Raw genomic sequence first — 17,238 nt, 5'->3', positions numbered from 1 at the left:
TTTCCGGCAGGCCTTATTACCCCCGGAATACGTGTTCGAGATTAACACGGCGAACAACACCTCCACCATCACCGCCGCCCTTTGGTGGGGTTCCACCGGCGGACGGATAACGGTGACCGGCCACCCTTATCCGCCGCCACACAGTTCGCGCAGGTCCGCCATCATCGCGCCGGCCACCCGCTCGATCTCCCCCCTCTCCTGTACCGCAGCGGAATAGGTCCAGGTGAGCTCCAGACATCCCGATTCGACCGCCGCGACGATGTCCACGAGATGGCTGCGCGGGCCGTCCGGGGCGTGATCCGCCCCGCCGTGCGGCAACTGTGCGCGAAGCAACCCGTTCGCGGGGTCGGTGCTGCCGTCGAATTGCCCCAGGTAATTGAAACTGATCTCCGCGCTCGCCGATTCGGCCAGACGTTGGGCCGATTCATCGGCGGAGCCGAGGTACCGCAACGCCCCGTGACCGATGCCGCGGTTCGGCAACTCCCGCAGTCGGCGCTTCACCGTCCGCAGGGCGTCGGTCCACGACTGGTCCGCCCGGACTCCGGGCGCCACCGGATAGATCGAGGTGAACCAGCCGACCGTGCGGGTCAGATCCAGCTCGTCGAACAGTTCCTCCCGCCCGTGCCCCTCCACGTCGACGAGCACGTCCGCACGCCCGGTCCAGCGCGACAGCGCCCGGCCGAGCGCGGTGAGCAGCACGTCGTCGACGCGGGTGCGGTATCGGCCGGGCACGGTGCGCAGCAGGGTCTCGGTGCCCGAGGCGTCGAGGCGGACGGTGACCCGGTCCGTCGAGCCAGTCGTGTTGGCACCCGGCCCGCGTACGGGCAACCGGGTCCGGTCCGCGCCCGCCACTTCGAGCCAGTAGTCCAGCTCGCCGTCGAACCCACCGCCGACGGCATGCTCGCGCATCCGCCGTGACCAGTCCCGGAACGACGAGGTGCGGGCCGGCAGCGCGATCGGCTCGCCCGCCGCCAGGCAGGCGTACGCCTGTTCCAGGTCGGCGAGCAGGATCCGCCAGGACACCCCGTCGACGACGAGGTGGTGCACGGTCAGGAACAACCTCGGCGGCCGCCCGGCACACTCGATCAGCACCGCCCGCAGCAGCGGGCCGTCCGTCAGCCGCAGACCGGCCTGCGCCCGGCGGACGAGTTCGTCCACCGTCCGGTCCCGATCCACCGCCGGCAGGCCGGACAGGTCGTACGTGTCGAAGGCCCAGCGTCCGGCCGCCTCGCCCGGGTTCTCCTGCCGCCAGTGGCCGTCCACCGGTTCGAACCGCATCCGCAGCGCGTCATGCCGTTCGACCAGCACCGCCAGCGCAGCGCGCACCGCCGCCGGGTCGGCGTCCGGTGCCAGCTCCAGCAGCACCGACTGGTTGAAGTGGTGCGGCGAGGCACCGGCGTTCGCGAAGAACCACGACTGCACCGGGGACAGTGGCACCTCCCCGGTGACCGGGCCGGTGTCGGCCGCCTGCTCGTCCTCCGCGACGACGAGCACCGCGGCGAGTTCGGCGACGGTCTGGTTGCGGAACAGGTCCTTCGAGGTGAAACGCAGCCCGGCGGCTCGGCACCGGGACACGAGCTGGATACTCAGGATCGAGTCGCCGCCCAGCTCGAAGAAGTTGTCCCGCGCACCGACCGGCCCCACCCCGAGCACGTCCTGCCAGATCCCGGCGAGCACCGGCTCGACCGGCCCGGAGGGCGCGGTGAACTCGCGGTCCGACCGGTCCACGGCCGGTGCGGGCAGCACCCGGTGGTCCACTTTTCCGTTGCCGGTCAACGGGAACGCGTCCAGGCACACGACGGCCGAGGGCACCATGTACGGCGGCAGTTCCCCCGCGACGGCGGCTCGCAACTCCACCCCGTCCGGCTCTGCGGCCCCCGCGCCGGCGACGACGTAGGCCACCAGGTGCTCCCTGCCCGCGTCCTGCCTGGCCACCACGAGCGCCTCGGCGATCCCCGGTCTGCCCAGCAGTACCGCCTCCACCTCGCCCGGTTCGATCCGGTAACCCTTGATCTTGACCTGGGTGTCGGCCCGGCCGAGGAAGTCGAGGGTGCCGTCGGCGCGCCAGGCCGCCAGGTCCCCGGTGCGGTACAGCCGGGCGCCCGGCTCCGTGGAGAACGGATCGGCCACGAAGCGCCGAGCGGTCAGGCCGGGCTGGTTCAGGTATCCGCGTGCGACACCGGACCCGCCCACGACGAGTTCACCCGCCACGCCGATCGGCACCGGCCGCAGGTGCGCGTCGACGATGTACACGCGGGCGTTCGCGATGGGCCTGCCCACTGGGACCCGCGGCGCCCAGTCGGCGACGGTGCCCTCGAACATGGTGGCGCCGATGGTGACCTCAGTCGGACCGTAGCCGTTGACGAACCGGTGCCGGGGCGCCCAGGTGCGGTGCAGGTCCACCGGGCAGCGGTCGCCGACCGCCAGCACCACGGAACCCTCGGGCAGCGTCGCCGGGTCGATCGCGGCCAGCGCCGCGGGCGGCAGACTGACCAGCGCCCGGCGGGCGCCCGCGAGGTGGGCGTCCAGGTCGAGTTCCGACATGCCCGCGCCACCGGTACCGAGCGAGAGCGTGCCACCGGAGACGAGCGCGGTGAAGGTCTCCCAGACGGCGCCGTCGAAGCTGATCGACGCCAGCGCGGGCACCACCGTGCCGGGGCCGAGATCGAACCGGCCGACGGCCGCGGTGACCATGTCGACCAGCCCGCGATGCTCCAGCAGCACGCCCTTCGGCCTGCCGGTGGAGCCGGAGGTATAGATGACGTACGCCAGGTCGCCGGGCGAGACCGTCACCTCCGGCGGGGTGGACGGCAGCGCGTCGATCGCCGCCGCCTCGGCGGACACCGCGAGGACCTCGGCGGACGCCCCGGCGAAGTCCGGGAGCAGGTCCGCTTGCGTCAGCACCAGCGGGGCCCCGGTGTCGGCGAGGATGTGGTCGCGCCGTTCCGCCGGATAGCCCGGGTCAAGCGGAACGTACGCCGCACCGGCCTTGAGCACCGCCAGCGTCGCCACCACCAGTTCGGCGGTGCGGTCGAAGGACAGCGCCACCAGCGTTCCCGGCCCCGCCCCCCACGCGAGCAGGTGGCGGGCCAGCCGGTTCGCCCGTTCGTCCAGATCCCGGTAGGTCACGGTGTCCGCGCCGGAGGTCACCGCGGGCGCGTCCGGGCGTTCGGCGGCCCGCCGCGCGACTAGCTCGTGCACGCACCGTTCCGGAGGCAGCTCGACGGCGGGGTGCGCCCACTCGCCGGTGAGCCGGGCCCGTTCGGGCCCGGTCAGCAGCGGGCGGGTGGCGAGCGGCGCGTCCGGTTCGGCCACCACGGCGCGCAGCAGCGCGACCAGGTGCGCGGACAGGCGGTGCACGGTGTCCGCGTCGAACAGATCGGTGCTGTACTCGACCGCCGTCCACAGCGTGCCGTCCGGCTTCTCCTCGAACCCGAACACCACGTCGAAACCGGAGGACGCCTGCGGCAGGCGGAACTCGCCGATCCGCAGGCCGTCCAGTTCCAGTTCCTCCGAGGGTGCGTTCTGCAGCACCACAAGAGCCTGCGCGAGCGGCAGCCTGCTGGTGTCGCGTTCCGGCGCGACCACCTCCACCACCCGCTCGAACGGCACCTCCTCGCGGGCGAACGCGCCGAGCACGGTCTCCCGCACGGACGCGAGAAGTTGCCGGAACGAGCCCTCGGAATCCACTTCGGACCGCAGCACCAGTGTGTTCAGGAAGAAGCCGATCAGTTCCTCCAGTTCCGGGTGTCCCCGGCCGGAGACCGGGGTGGCGACCGCGACGTCCGACCGGCCGGAGTAGCGGGACAGCAACGCCTGCACCGCGGCGACCAGCGTCATGAACAGGGTGCCCCCGCACTCCCGGGCCAGCGCCCGCAGTCCGGTGGCCACCTCGGCCGGGACGTCCAGGATGTGCACCGCGCCCGCGGCGGAGCGCACCGCGGGCCGCGGCCGGTCGGTCGGCAGTTCCAGCGCGGGGACTCCGGTCAGCTGCTCGCGCCAGTAGGCGAGCTGCTCGTCGAGTACCGGGCCGGCGAGCCGGCGGCGTTGCCAGACGGCGAAGTCCGCGTACTGCAGCCGGGCCGGTGCGGTGTCCTCGGGCAGCCCGCGCACGGCCGCCGAATACCCTGACCGGAGCTGCTTGACGAACACCGCAAGCGACCAGCCGTCGTGGACGATGTGGTGCAGGCTCAGCACGCACACGTGCTCGCCCGTGGACAGGCGCAGCAGCAGCACCCGCAGCAGCGGACCGGTGCGCAGATCGAACGGGGTGGCGACCTCCTCGGCCGCCAGCCGGTCCACCTCCACGCGGCGGGCGTCCTCGGCCGTCCCCGCCAGGTCCACCAGCCGCAGAGGAACCTCGACGCGGTCGTGGATCACCTGCACGCCCCGGCCCTCCACCGAGTCGAAGGTGGTCCGCAGCGATTCGTGCCGGGCCACGACGCCCTCGATCGCCGTGCGGAACGCCGTCACGTCCAGCTCACCGGTGAGCCGCAACCCGAAGCAGGAGTTGTACTCGACGGACTCGGGTTCGAACTCGTGCATGAACCACAGCCGCTGCTGCGAGAAGGACAGCGGCAGTTCCCCGTCCCGGGGCACCACCGGGATGCCGGCCGGTTCGGCCCGCTCCGTCTCCGCGGTGGAGGTGCCACCGCGCAGCCGTTCGCGCAGTTTCTCGCGCAGGTGCTCGGGAAGCCGGTCGGCCCGGCCGTCTCGTGAGGTCGTCATCGCCCGCTCACTCTCCCGCGCCGGCGTCGGCCGCGGTCTCGGCGGCGGCCTCGGCCTCGAGCTGCGCGATGATCGCGTCCTCGACCAGTTCGGCGATCCCGGCGACGGTGGGCGTGTCGAGCAGGTTCCGGAAGGACAGCCGGACCCCGAAGGCCTTCCTGATCCGGGTGAGCACCTTGACCGCGAGGATCGAATGCCCGCCGAGTTCGAAGAAGTCGTCGTGCGCGCCGATCCGTTCGGCCTCCAGCGCCCCGGCCCAGATGCCGGCGAGGATCTGCTCGGTCTCGTTGCGCGGGGCCACGAATCCGCCCGCCTGCCCGGTCGCCGCCTCCGGTTCCGGCAGCGCCGCCCGGTCCACCTTGCCGTTCGGGGTCAGCGGCAGCGCGTCCAGCACGACGAACCGCGTGGGCACCATGTACTCCGGCAGCAGGCCGCGCAGGTGCTCGGTCAGCGCGGTGCCGTCGGCGAGGCTGGTGGACGCGGACGCGACGTAGCCGACGAGTTCCCGCCGCGCCGGGTCCTCGCCGCGGGCGAGGACGGCGGCCGAGCCGACCTCGGGGTGTTCCGCCAGTACCGCCTCGATCTCGCCGAGTTCGATCCGGTGACCCCGCACCTTCACCTGGTGGTCGGTCCGGCCGAGGAACTCGATCCGCCCGTCGGCGGCGCGGCGCACCAGGTCGCCGGTCCGGTACAGGCGCACGGCCTCGTCGAACGGTGCCGCGGCGAAGCGTTCCGCCGTCAGCTCCGGGCGGTTGAGGTAGCCGCGGGCCAGTCCCGCACCCGCCAGGTACAGCTCGCCCGGGGCGCCGACCGGGGCGAGCCCGCCCGCCTCGTCGAGCACGTAGGCCCGCATGTTCCGGATCGGCAGGCCCATCGTCGGCCGCTCGGCGTCGGCGATCGGCAGCACCAGCGCGTCCACCGTGGCCTCGGTTGGCCCGTAGAAGTTGTACGCCAGCCCGGCCGCGCCGTCCCGCAGCCGCCGCCACAGGTCCGTGCCGATCGCCTCGCCACCGAGGGCGACCCCGCGCGGGCGGTACCCGTCCCGGTCGAGCAGGCCGCAGTCCGCGAGCTGGCCGAACAGGGTGGGCGTGGTCTGCAGGAAGTCGATGTCCTGCTCGGCGAGGTGTTCGGTGAGCAGGACGGCGTCCCGGCGGGTGTCGTCGTCGACCAGGTGCAGTTCGCCGCCGTCCACCATCCACAGCACCGGGTTCCAGGCCGCGTCGAAGGACGCGGGGGCGAGGTGCGCGATCCGCGGGCGACGGTCGCCGACGGCCGTGCCGACCGGACCGAACACCGTGGCGCGATGGCTCTCGTAGAGGTTCACCAGGCTGCGGTGTTCCACCACCACGCCCTTGGGCCGCCCGGTGGAGCCGGAGGTGTAGACCACGTACGCCGCGGTCGAACCGGAGGCGCGGTTCGGCGGCGGGGTGGCCGGGTACCCGCCGGTCGCCTCCTGATCGAGGTTGACGGTCACCGCTCGGGTGGCGGGCAACCGGCCGGCGACGGCGTCCTCGGTGAGCACGAGGCTCGCCCCGCTGTCGGTGAGGATGAACTCCAGCCGGTCCGCCGGGTACGCCGGATCGAGCGGCACGTACACCCCGCCCGCCTTCAGCACCGCCAGCAGGCCCACGATCAGGCCGGGGCCCCGTCGCAGGCAGACCGCCACCAGCACCTCGGGCTGCACGCCGCGACCGGTGAGGTGGTGGGCCAGCCTGCTGGACCGCGCGTCCAGCTCGCCGAAGGTCATCCGCTCGCCCCCGGCGACCAGCGCGACGGCCTCCGGGTCGCGGGCGACCTGCCGGGCGAAGTGGTCGAGGATCGTGGTGTCCTGGCGGTACTCCACCGCCGTGTCGTTCCAGCCGGAGACGAGCCGGTCGCGCTGTTCGGTGCCCAACACCGGCAGCGAGCCGACCGGCGGCTCGGCCGATCCGGTATCGAGGTCGGCCATCGCCTCCAGCATCGCGCGCAGGCCGTCCATGATCCGTTCGATCGTCGTGACGGTGAACAGGCCGGGTTCGTAGGCGAGCCGGAAGGACAGCCGGTCACCGGCGAAGGCGGCGAGCACGAGCGCGTAGTTGGTCGGCTCCAGCGAGGCGAGCTCGCTGATCCGCACGCCGTGCTCGGCACCCATGTCCCCGTCGTACGGGTAGTTCTCGAAGACCACGTAGCTGTCGAACAGGTTCGCGTGGCCCGGCACCTCGCTCCAGCCGCGGACCTCGGACAGCGAGACGTACTCGAACTGCCGCGAGCGCACCTGGGCGTCCTGCAGCTCGCGCAGCCAGTCCAGCAGCGGGCGGTCGTCCTCCACCCGCACACGCACCGGGAGATTGTTGATGAAGATGCCCGCGATCGACTCCACCCCGGGCAGATCGGCCGGCCTGCCGGAGACCGTGGAGCCGAAGCACACGTCCCGCTCCCCCGAGTACGCGGCGAGCAGCCGCGCCCAGGCGCCCTGGACGATCGTGTTGACCGTCAGCCGCCGTTTCCTGGCGAACGCCGTGAGCGCCGCGGACCGGTCGGCGGAGAGCTGGAAGGCGACCTTGGCCTCGGATCCGGACAGCACCACGTCCTCGCCGCGGTGATCCACCGGTAGCGGTGTGGGCGTGGTGAACCCGGTCAGTACCTCACGCCAGTGCCGCTCGGCATCGGCCACGTCCTGCTGCCCGAGCCATTCCACGTAGTCGCGGAACGGCCGCCGCGCCGGGAGGTCGAGGTCCTTGCGGCCCTCGATCGCCAGGTAGTGCTCCAACACCTCGGAGACGATGTCGGCCGCGCTCCAGCCGTCCAGCAGCAGATGGTGTGAGGTCCAGACCACTCGAACCTGGTTGCCGGACAGGGTGATGAGGGTCAGCCGCATCAACGGCACCTCGGTGATGTCCATCCCGGCGTTGCGGTCGAGGCGAAGGAACTCCGCCAGCCGTTCCGGCTGCTCGGCCGCCGGGACCTCGCGCCAGTCCAGGTATCTGATCGGCACCTCGACCTCGGAGTGCACGACCTGCAGGGGCACCTCCAGGTCCTCGTGCAGCACGGCGGTCCGCAGCACCGGGGTCGAGTCGACCACTCGCTGCCAGGCCGCACCGAGGGACCGCGCGTTGCCGATCCCGTCGAGCAGGAAGGCGAGCTGGCCGAGGTAGACGCCCTCGCCCTCCTCGGTGAGCACGTGGAACAGCAGGCCACGCTGCATCGGCGTGAGCGGGTAGAGGTCCGCCACGTTCGCCCCGTCACCGACCAGACGGTCCATAGTAGACTGATCGATGCCGGCGAGCGGGAAGTCCGAGGGGCTGACGCCCCCTGAACCGGCGTCCACGCAGTGCGTGATGATCCGGTGCAGCGCCTCGACCAGCGCGTCACCCAGGCGTTGCACGGTCGCCTCCTCGTAGCAGGCCGTCGAGTAGTAGAGGCTCAACTCCAGCTTTCCGCCGGTGGTCATGCCGACGATGTCGAGCAGGTACTCCATCGCCGAGGCGTCGGCCTGTTCCCGTCCGGCGCCGAACTCGACCTCGCCGAACCGGCCGGAACCGCCGTCCGGCCCGTCGACCCGGCCGAGGTAGTTGAAGCTGACCAGCGGGCGCGGGGACTCGGCCAGCACCTCGCCGGGCGATCCCGCCTGACTCAGCCACCGCAGCGCACCGAAGCCGATCCCGTTGCGCGGCATGGCGTGCAACTGTTCCTTGACCGCCTTCACCAGCCCACCCCAGTCGCCGGCGGCCGGTACGTCGAAGGCCACCGGGAAGGCGCTGGTGAACCAGCCGACCGTGGCGGAGAGGTCGACGTCGTCGAACAGTTCCTCCCGGCCGTGACCCTCCAGCTCGAGCAGCACCCGGTCGCGCCCGGTCCACTGGGCCAGCACCCAGGCAAGGGCCGAGAGCAGTACGTCGTTGATCCGGGTCCGGTAGGCGGCGGGGACCTGGTGCAGCAGGGCACGGGTGTCGGCCTCGTCGAGAGCCACCCTCACGGTCCGGGCGGTACCCGCCGTCCGCTCACCCTCGCGGTCGACGGGCAGCGTGGCGTCCACCTGCTGGCCGGCCCCGAACCAGTGATCCATCTCGTCGTCGAAGCCACCTGCGCCGGTGTGCTCGGACAGCCGCAGGGCCCAGTCCCGGAACGAGGTCGTCTTCGCACCGAGGTCCACTGTGGACCCCGCCAGTGCCTGCCCGTACGCGGTCTCCAGATCGGCGAGCAGGATCCGCCAGGACACCGCGTCCACGACCAGGTGGTGCGCGGTGAGCAGCAGTGTGCCGCCACCGTCGGCCTCGAAGAGCACCGCACGGACCAGTGGCCCGGCTGCCAGGTCGAGGGCGGCCTGTGCCCGGCCGCACAGGCGCTCCAGCTCCGCCTCGGCCCCGGGCCCGGAGGGCAGCGGCACACACTCCAGTGGCCACCGCTCCCCCGGCGCGGCGTTCTCCTGCCGCCACCGGCCGTACTGGGTGGTGTAGCGCATCCGCAGCGCGTCGTGCCGGGTGAGCAGGGCGTCCAGTGCGGTGCGTAGCACCGCCGGGTCGAGCACCTCGTTCAGTCCGATCAGGACGGACATGTTGTGGTGTCCAGGTTCGGCGGTCTGGCAGGCGAAGAACGCCCGCTGAATGGGTGTCAGCGGGGTACGCCCGGTCACCGGCCCGTCCACGCCCGGCGCCGCGGATCGCGGTTCCGCCCGGTCGATCGCCTCCGCCAGCGCCTCCACGTTCTGGTGCGCGAACACGTCCCTGGATGTCACAGCAAGTCCTTCCTGCCGCGCTCGCGACACGACCTGGATACTCATGATGGAATCCCCGCCGAGGTCGAAGAAGTTGTCCTCGACACCGACCGGTACGCGCAGCACCTCTGCCCACACCCTGGCCAGGATCCGCTCGGTGGCCGTGCGCGGTTCCCGTCCGTCCGTTGTGGACTCGGCGGCGGGAGCGGGCGCGGGCAGTGCCCGCCGGTCGACCTTTCCGTTTACGCTGAGCGGAATCGACGTCAGCGTGAGCACCACCGAGGGGACCATGTGATCGGGCAGCTCCGATCCGGCCAGTTCCCGCAACGACGCCGTGTCCACCTCCGAGGCGGGGCCGGCGGGCACCACGTAGGCGACCAGCCTGGGCGGCCCCGCCTGCTCCGGCACGGCCACCACCACCTCCGCGACCGCGGGGTGACGGGCGAGTACCGCCTCGACCTCGCCGGGCTCGATCCGGAATCCGCGCACCTTCACCTGGTGGTCGGCCCGGCCGAGGAAGTCGAGAGCCCCGTCGGCGCGGTACCGGGCGCGGTCCCCGGTGCGGTACAGGCGGGCCCCTGGATCCGCCGAGAACGGGTCGGGCACGAAGCGTTCCCCGGTCAGTTCCGGCCGGTTCAGGTAACCGCGGGCCACGCCGCGACCGCCGATGTAGAGCTCACCGGTCACGCCGATCGGCACCGGGTCGCGGTTTCCGTCCAGTACATACATGTCGACACCGGCCAGCGGACGGCCGATCGGGACGACCGTGCTGCCCTCCAGCCGTTCCTCCGACACGGTCAGCACCGAGGACTCCACGGTGGCCTCGGTGACGCCGTAGGAGTTGAGCAACCTGGTGCCGGGGGCGAGTCTGCGCAGCAACGCGCGTGCGTCCTCGGTGCGCCAGGCGTCCGAACCCACCACGAGGGTGTGCAACGGCGGGAACGTGCCGTCCCGCCCGGCGACCTCCTGCAGCACGGCGTTCACCAGTGAGGGCACCGTTTCCAGGTCCGCGGGCTCGGTGCGTTCGATCAGTTCCAGCAGCCGCGGCGGATCGGTGACCACCTCGGCCGGGCAGATCACCATCGTGCCGCCGAAGCAGACCGAGTGCACCAGATCCGCCACGAAGACGTCGAAGGACAGGCTGGCGAGCGCGATGCGCTGCGGGCGCCTGCCGTCGAGCTGGTAGTCGTGCGCCCAGGACGCCGCCGCCTGCCGCAGGTTCCGGTGGGTGACGGTCACGCCCTTGGGCCTGCCGGTGGATCCGGAGGTGAAGATGACGTAGGCGAGATCGTCCGGGCAGGCCGCGGACACCGGGCGGGACTTCGGCTCGGCGGCGAGTTCGGCGGCCTGCCCGTCCAGCAGGACCACCGATCCCGCGACGGGCAGCCGCGCCGCCTGCGCGGCCTCGGTCACCAGCACCGAAGCGCCGGTGTCGGCGAGCATGAACTCCAGCCGGTCGGCCGGGTAGTTCGGGTCGAGCGGCAGGTAGGCACCGCCTGCCCGGAGCACGCCCAGCACCGCGATCGGCATGGCGGGCCCGCGTTCGACGCCGACGGCGGCCACCGTCCCCGGCCGGACCCCGAGCCGGATCAGCCGGTGCGCGAGCTGGTTCGCCCGTTCGTCGAGTTCCCGGTAGGTCAGCTCGTCCTCGCCGAAGCGCACGGCCACCGCGTCCGGATCGGCGGCCACCCGGCCGTCGAACAGGTCCAGCACCGTCTCCCCCGCCGGGACCTCGACGGCAGGACCGTTCGATTCCCCCGTCACCGCGAGGAGTTCCGCTTCGGCAAGCATCGGCAGCTCGCGCACCGGACGCTCGGTGCCGGTACACATTCCGGCCAGCAGCACCCGCAGGTGCCCGGCCATCCGCTCGATCCGGTCCCGGTCGAACAGCGCCGGATCGAAGGACAGCATCAGTTCGAGCGTGCCCGCGTCGGTGTAGGCGGTGAGGTCCAGCGCGAAGCTGGTGGTGTCCACCGCCCGCAGGTCGCGCAGTGCCAGGCCGTTGCGCGCGGCGGCCTCGCCGTTGCCGGGGTAGTTCTCGAACACCACGATGCTGTCGAACAACGGGGTGCCGGCGGGTACGGCACTGAACGCCCGCAGCTCCGCCAGCGGCACGTACTCGAACTGGCGCGCTTCCACCTGGGCCGCCTGCAGCTCGCTGAGCCAGTCGGCGACCGTCCGGTCCGGGTGCACCGCGACCCGCACGGGCAGGGTGTTGATGAAGTTGCCGATGATCGAGTCGACCCCGGGCAGGTCCGCGGGCCTGCCCGCGACGGTCGCGCCGAAACAGACCTCGCGGCGTCCGCTGTGCCGGGACAGCAGCAGCGCCCACGCTCCCTGCACGAGCGCGTTCACGGTCAGCCGCAGCCGTCGCGCGGTCGTCAGCAGCGCCGCCGTCGCCTCCGGCTCCAGCCGGACCCTTGCCTGCTCGCGGGATTCGGGTTGGTAGCCCGGTTCCGGTGCCCGGTCGAACGGCAGCGGCGTCGGTTCGCCGAGCCCACCGAGAATCCGCCGCCAGTGCTCGTCGGCGGCCGTCCTGTCCCGCTCGGCGAGCCAGGCGAGGTGGTCGCGGAACGGGCGGCGCCGCGCCGTTCCCGGTGTCTCCCCGCGGATCCGCGCTCCGTAACCGTCGAAGATCTCGCCGAGCAGTTCGGACGAGCTCCAGCCGTCCAGGATCAGGTGGTGGAACGCCCACACCACCCGGACGGTCCGCTCGGCTACCCGGACGAACGCCAGCCGAGTCAGCGGCGCGGCGGTGAGGTCGATGCCGCGGGCCCGGTCGTCGGCGATCAACCGGTCCACGGCCTCACGCTGCTCCTCCGGCGTCGCCGCGCGCAGGTCGAGGTAGCGCACCTCCAGTTCGGCACGGTCTCCCGGCCGGTGCACGACCTGCACCGGCCGGGAGAGGTTCTCCCAGTGCACCGAGGTGCGCAGGATCGGTGTGGCGGCAACGGCGTCCCGCCAGGCCGCGCCCAGCGCGCGCACGTCGGCGACCCCGTCGAGCAGGAAGGAAACGTGGTCGAAGTACACACCTGATTCGGGCTCGGCGAGTACGTGGAAGAGCATGCCCCGCTGGGTCGCGGTGAGCGGGTAGACGTCCTCGACCTCGCTGCCGTCGCCTGCCAGCGAGTCCAGTTCGGCCTGGTCCAGTCCGGCGAGCGGAAAGTCGGACGGGCTGACGCCGCCGGCCCCCGGTTCCAGGCAGTGGTCGATCAGCCGCTCCAGTGCGGCGAGCAGTCCGGTGGCGAGGTCGCGCACCCCGGACTCGGTGTTGCGGTGGTGCGAGTAGTGCAGCCCGATCTCCAGTTCACCGCGCTGCACACTCGCGAGGATGTCGAGCGCGTGCGGACGCACCTGTGCGGGATCGTGGTCCCGGCCGAAGTCCTGGCGCTGCTCGCGGCACAGGCCCGTTCCGCTGACGCTGGTGTCGAACCGGCCCAGGTAGTTGACGCTGATCTCCGGATCGACCGGAGGCACCACGGGCTCGGCGCCCTCGTGCAGCCAGCGCAACGCCCCGTAGCCGATTCCCTTGCGTGGCAAGGAACGCAAGGTCTCCTTCGCGGACTTGATGGCTCCGGCGGCATCGCCGGGGCCGGGAACGTCGAGCAGTACCGGGAAGATGGTGGTGAACCAGCCGACGGTGCGGGACAGGTCCGGGGCAGGGCCTCGGCCCGCACCGATCTCCTCCCGCCCGTGGCCCTCCAGGTCGATGAGTACCCGCCGCGCTCCGGTGTGCGCGCCGAGGGCCTCGGCGAGTGCGGCGAGCAGCAGATCGTCCACCCGCGTCCGGTAGACGGCCGGGACCCGGTTCAGCAGTACCCGGGTGCGCTCGGCGCCGAGCCGTACCCGGATCTCGCGCACGGACTCCACCGTGTTCGCCCCGGTGTCGTGTTCGGCCGGGAAGCCCGCGGATTCCATTCCGGCCAGCGCGTTCCAGTGGGCCGCCTCGTCGGCGAAACCACCGGCGGCGGCGTGCTCGCGCAGACCCCGCGCCCAGTCCCGGAACGAGGTCGTCCGCTCGCCGAGTCGCACGGGCTCGCCGCCCGCGGCCTGTGCGTAGGCGGTGTCCAGGTCGTCCAGCAGGATCCGCCAGGAAACACCGTCGACCACGAGATGGTGCGCGACGAGCAGCAGCCGTGGCGGCGTGCCCGTGCCCCCCGCGAACAGCACGACGCGCAGCAGCGGACCGTGCTCGAGGTCGAGCGAGGCCTGCGCGGCGTCGGCCAGCGCCAGCATCCGCGTCTCCCGCTCGCCCTCCGGCACCGCCGACAGGTCCTCTGTGGACAGAGCGATGCCGTCGTCGGTGGCGAGGTTGTCCTGTCGCCACCGGCCTCCCTCGCGGCGGAACCGCATCCGCAGCGCGTCGTGGTGCTCGACCAGGGCGCGCAGCGCTGTGCCCAGCGCGGCGGCATCGGCGTCCCCGGCGAGGGTGACCAGCATCGACTGGTTGAAGTGCTGCGGCCGGACGTCGTGGTTGGCGAAGAACCAGTGCTGCACGGGGGTCAGCGGGACCGCGCCGGAGACGGGACCGCTGTCGCCGTGGCGAGCGCCGGTGGTGGTCGCGGCCAGGGCCAGCTCGGCGACGGTCTGGTGGGTGAACACGTCCTTCGAGGTCACCGCGATGCCTGCCCGCCTCGCCTTGGACACCACCTGGATCGACAGGATCGAATCCCCGCCCAGATCGAAGAAGTTGTCCCGCACCCCGATCACCTCGGCGCCGAGGACCTGCGCCCACACCTCGGCGAGTACCCGCTCGGTCTCGGTGCGCGGCGCGACGAACACCCCGCCGGGGTCGGTGCCCACCTCCGGTTCGGGCAGGGCACGGCGGTCGAGCTTGCCGCTGGCGGTGAGCGGGAACCTGTCCAGCACGACGAACGCGGTCGGCACCATGTAGTCCGGCAGGGCCCGCCCGGTGAACTCGCGCAGGGCGGGCACCGTCGGCGCGGCACCCGGAACCGGCTGCACGTAGCCGACCAGCCTGGTGGCACCGCCCTCGCCGCGAGCCGTCACGACCACCTCGGCGACCTCGGGGTGACGGGCAAGCACCGCTTCCACCTCACCCGGTTCGATCCGGTAACCGCGCACCTTCACCTGGTGGTCGGCACGGCCGAGGAACTCGATTCGTCCCGCGGTGTTCCACCGGACGACGTCGCCGGTGCGGTAGAGCCTGCGGTGCTCTCCCGTGGCGAAAGGGTTGTCCAGGAAGCGTTCGGCGGTGAGTTCCGGCCTGCCGAGGTAGCCACGGGCGACGCCGGGGCCGCCGATGAACAACTCGCCCGGCACGCCCACCGGGGCCGGGCGCATGGCCTCGTCGAGCACATAGGTCTCGGAGTTCGCGATCGGGCCGCCGATCGGCACGATGCCGCCGGAGACCGATTCGACCAGTTCCCAGGCGGCGAAGGTGGTCGTCTCGGTGGGACCGTATCCGTTCACCAGCCTGGCCGGGCCACCCGCGGCGAGGACCTGGGCGACGCGCTCGGCGTTCGCCGCCTCCCCGCCGAAGATGACGTTCGCGAGGCCGTTGAACGCCGCCGGGTCCTCGGCGACCACCTGGTTGAACACCGCGACGGTCAGCCAGAGCGTACTCACCTCGTGCCGCCGGAGCGCGGCGATCAGCGCGGCCGGGTCGAGCAGGGTGTCCCTGCCGAGCACCACCATCGCCGCGCCCGCCGTCAGTGGCCCCCAGATCTCGAAGGTCGCCGCGTCGAAGGTGGCGTCCGCGGCCTGCGCCACCACGTCCCGGTCGGTGAGCGCCACGAAGTCGGCTCCGTCCACCAGCCGGACGATGGCGCGGTGCTCGATCATCGCGCCCTTGGGTGTGCCGGTGGAGCCGGAGGTGTAGATGACGTAGGCGAGGTCGCCGGGCCCGGTGACGACCGGCGGGATTGTGTCCGGACGGGCGGCGATCGCCGCGGATTCGGTGTCCACGCACAGCAACCGGGCCGGTTCCGCGGGAAGTGCGCCGGCCAGCGCGGACTCGGTCAGCACCAGCCGGGCACCGGTGTCGGTGAGCATGAAGGCGAGCCGGTCGGCGGGGTAGTCCGGATCGAGCGGAACGTAGGCCCCGCCCGCCTTCAGCACGGCCAGCAGCGCGACGATCAGCTCCGGACCCCGCGGCAGGCAGACGCCGACCAGCGACTCGCCCGTCACGCCGGCCTCGACGAGATGCTGGGCGAGGCGATTGGCGCGGGTGTCCAGCTCGCCGTAGGTGAGCGTGCCGCGTTCACCACGGACGGCGACGGCGTCCGGTGTGGCGCGGGCCCGCCCGGCGACCAGTTCGTGCACGGTGCTCTCCGCCGCGTACGGCGCCGGGTTCACCGCCCAGTCCGTCGTGACGGTCTCGCGTTCGGCCTCGGTGAGCAGTGGCAGCGCGCCCACGGCTGTGCCAGGGGCGGCGACGATACCGGTGAGCAAGCTGCCGAGATGCCGCTCCAGACCATCCATTGTGGACTTATCGAACAGGTCCGTGTTGTACTCCAGCGCCACCTCCAGCGCGCCGGATTCCCGTTCGGTGAACTCGAAGATGACGTCGAACGCCGAGGAGACGCACGGCGGGCGGAACTCGGTCACCCGCAGCCCGGGCAGCGCGAACTCCCCGCCGGGGACGTTCTGCAGCACCACCATCGCCTGCACCAGCGGCGTGCGGCTGGGGTCCCGCTCGGTGCGCACGGCGCTGGTGAGCGTGTCGAACGGGGTGTCCTGGCGCGCGAACGCCTCCCAGACGGTCTCGGTGACCTCGGCGAGGAACTCGTCGAACGGACGCACGGGGTCCACCTGCGAGCGCAACACCACGGTGTTCACGAAGAACCCGACGAGCTGCTCCAGCTCGGTGCGGTCGCGGCCGGTGGTGACCGTGCCGACGGCGACGTCGGACTGGCGGCAGTACCGGGAAAGCAGCACCTGCACGGCCGCGGTGAGCACGGTGAACAGCGAGCAGTCCCGCCGCCGCGCCAGTGCCGTCAGCTCCGCCGCCAGTGCGGCAGGGAGGTCGAACCGGTGCAGCGCACCGGCCGTGGTGCGAACGGCGGGCCGGGGGCGGTCGGTCGGCAGTTCCAGCGGGGCGACGCCGTCGAGCCGCGTCGTCCAGTACCCGAGCTGCTCGTCCAGCGTCCCGCCGGCGAGCCGTTCCGCCTGCCAGGCCGCGAAATCCGGGTACTGGACGGGCAGCTCCGGCAGCCCGTCCGGCTCGCCGGTGACCGCGGCGCGGTAGAGCGCGCCGAGGTCCCGTGCGAGCACACCCTTCGACCAGCCGTCGGCGACGATGTGGTGCAGGCTCAGCAGCAGGACGTGCTCGCGCTCGCCCTCACGCACCAGCAGCGCACGGATCAGCGGCGCCACGGTCAGGTCGAACGGGCGTCGCATCTCCTCGCGCAGCAGGGAATCGACGGCCGCGGACCGCTCGCCCTCGGCCACCGCGGAGACGTCGGCGAACGGGATCGCCACCGGTTCCGGGTCACCAAGTACCAGCACCGGGCTGCCCTCGTCGGAGGAGAAGGTGGTGCGCAACGTCTCGTGCCGGGCGACCAGTCCGGACAGCGCCAGGGCGAGCGCGGCCGGGTCGAGCTCGCCGACCAGCCGCATCCCGATGGCCGAGTGGTACTCGACGCCCTCGGGTTCGAACTCGTGCAGGAACCACAGGCGGCGCTGGTTGTGCGACAACGGAAGCGGCCCACTCCGGTCCACCCTGGCGATGACCTCGCGCGGGCGGGCGGCCCGTCCGGCGAGACGCCGTTCCAGCAGCTCCGCGGCGGCCAGGTCGGCCGCGCCTGGGTCGGCCGCCGCTCCGTCGATCCGGTCGTCGGCAGGCATCCGGTCCT

2 protein-coding genes are annotated in these 17,238 nt (G+C 72.3%); both read right to left on the bottom strand.

The annotated features are described in order from the left end of the window. Nucleotides 1-126: 126 nt before the first annotated feature. Nucleotides 127-4,728 carry a non-ribosomal peptide synthetase gene (locus CFN78_RS08630; RefSeq protein ID WP_094862105.1) on the bottom strand — a complete coding sequence of 1,534 codons (4,602 nt, stop codon included), beginning with the start codon at nucleotides 4,726-4,728 and terminating at the stop codon, nucleotides 127-129. 7 nt (nucleotides 4,729-4,735) lie between these two features. After that, entirely contained in the window at nucleotides 4,736-17,230 is a 12,495-nt protein-coding gene (locus CFN78_RS08625; protein ID WP_165777490.1) for a non-ribosomal peptide synthetase, read from the bottom strand. Nucleotides 17,231-17,238 lie beyond the last annotated feature (8 nt).

Source organism: Amycolatopsis antarctica (genome assembly GCF_002262875.1).
Lineage (GTDB): Bacteria > Actinomycetota > Actinomycetes > Mycobacteriales > Pseudonocardiaceae > Amycolatopsis > Amycolatopsis antarctica.
Note: the sequence above shows the minus strand (reverse complement) of the source record. Positions and strands in the feature narration are given on the sequence as shown.

Excerpts from the sequence above, each read along its gene's own strand:
- CFN78_RS08625 (WP_165777490.1), bottom strand. The coding sequence starts at position 17,230 with ATGCCTGCCGACGACCGGATCGACGGAGCGGCGGCCGACCCAGGCGCG.
- CFN78_RS08630 (WP_094862105.1), bottom strand. The coding sequence starts at position 4,728 with ATGACGACCTCACGAGACGGCCGGGCCGACCGGCTTCCCGAGCACCTG.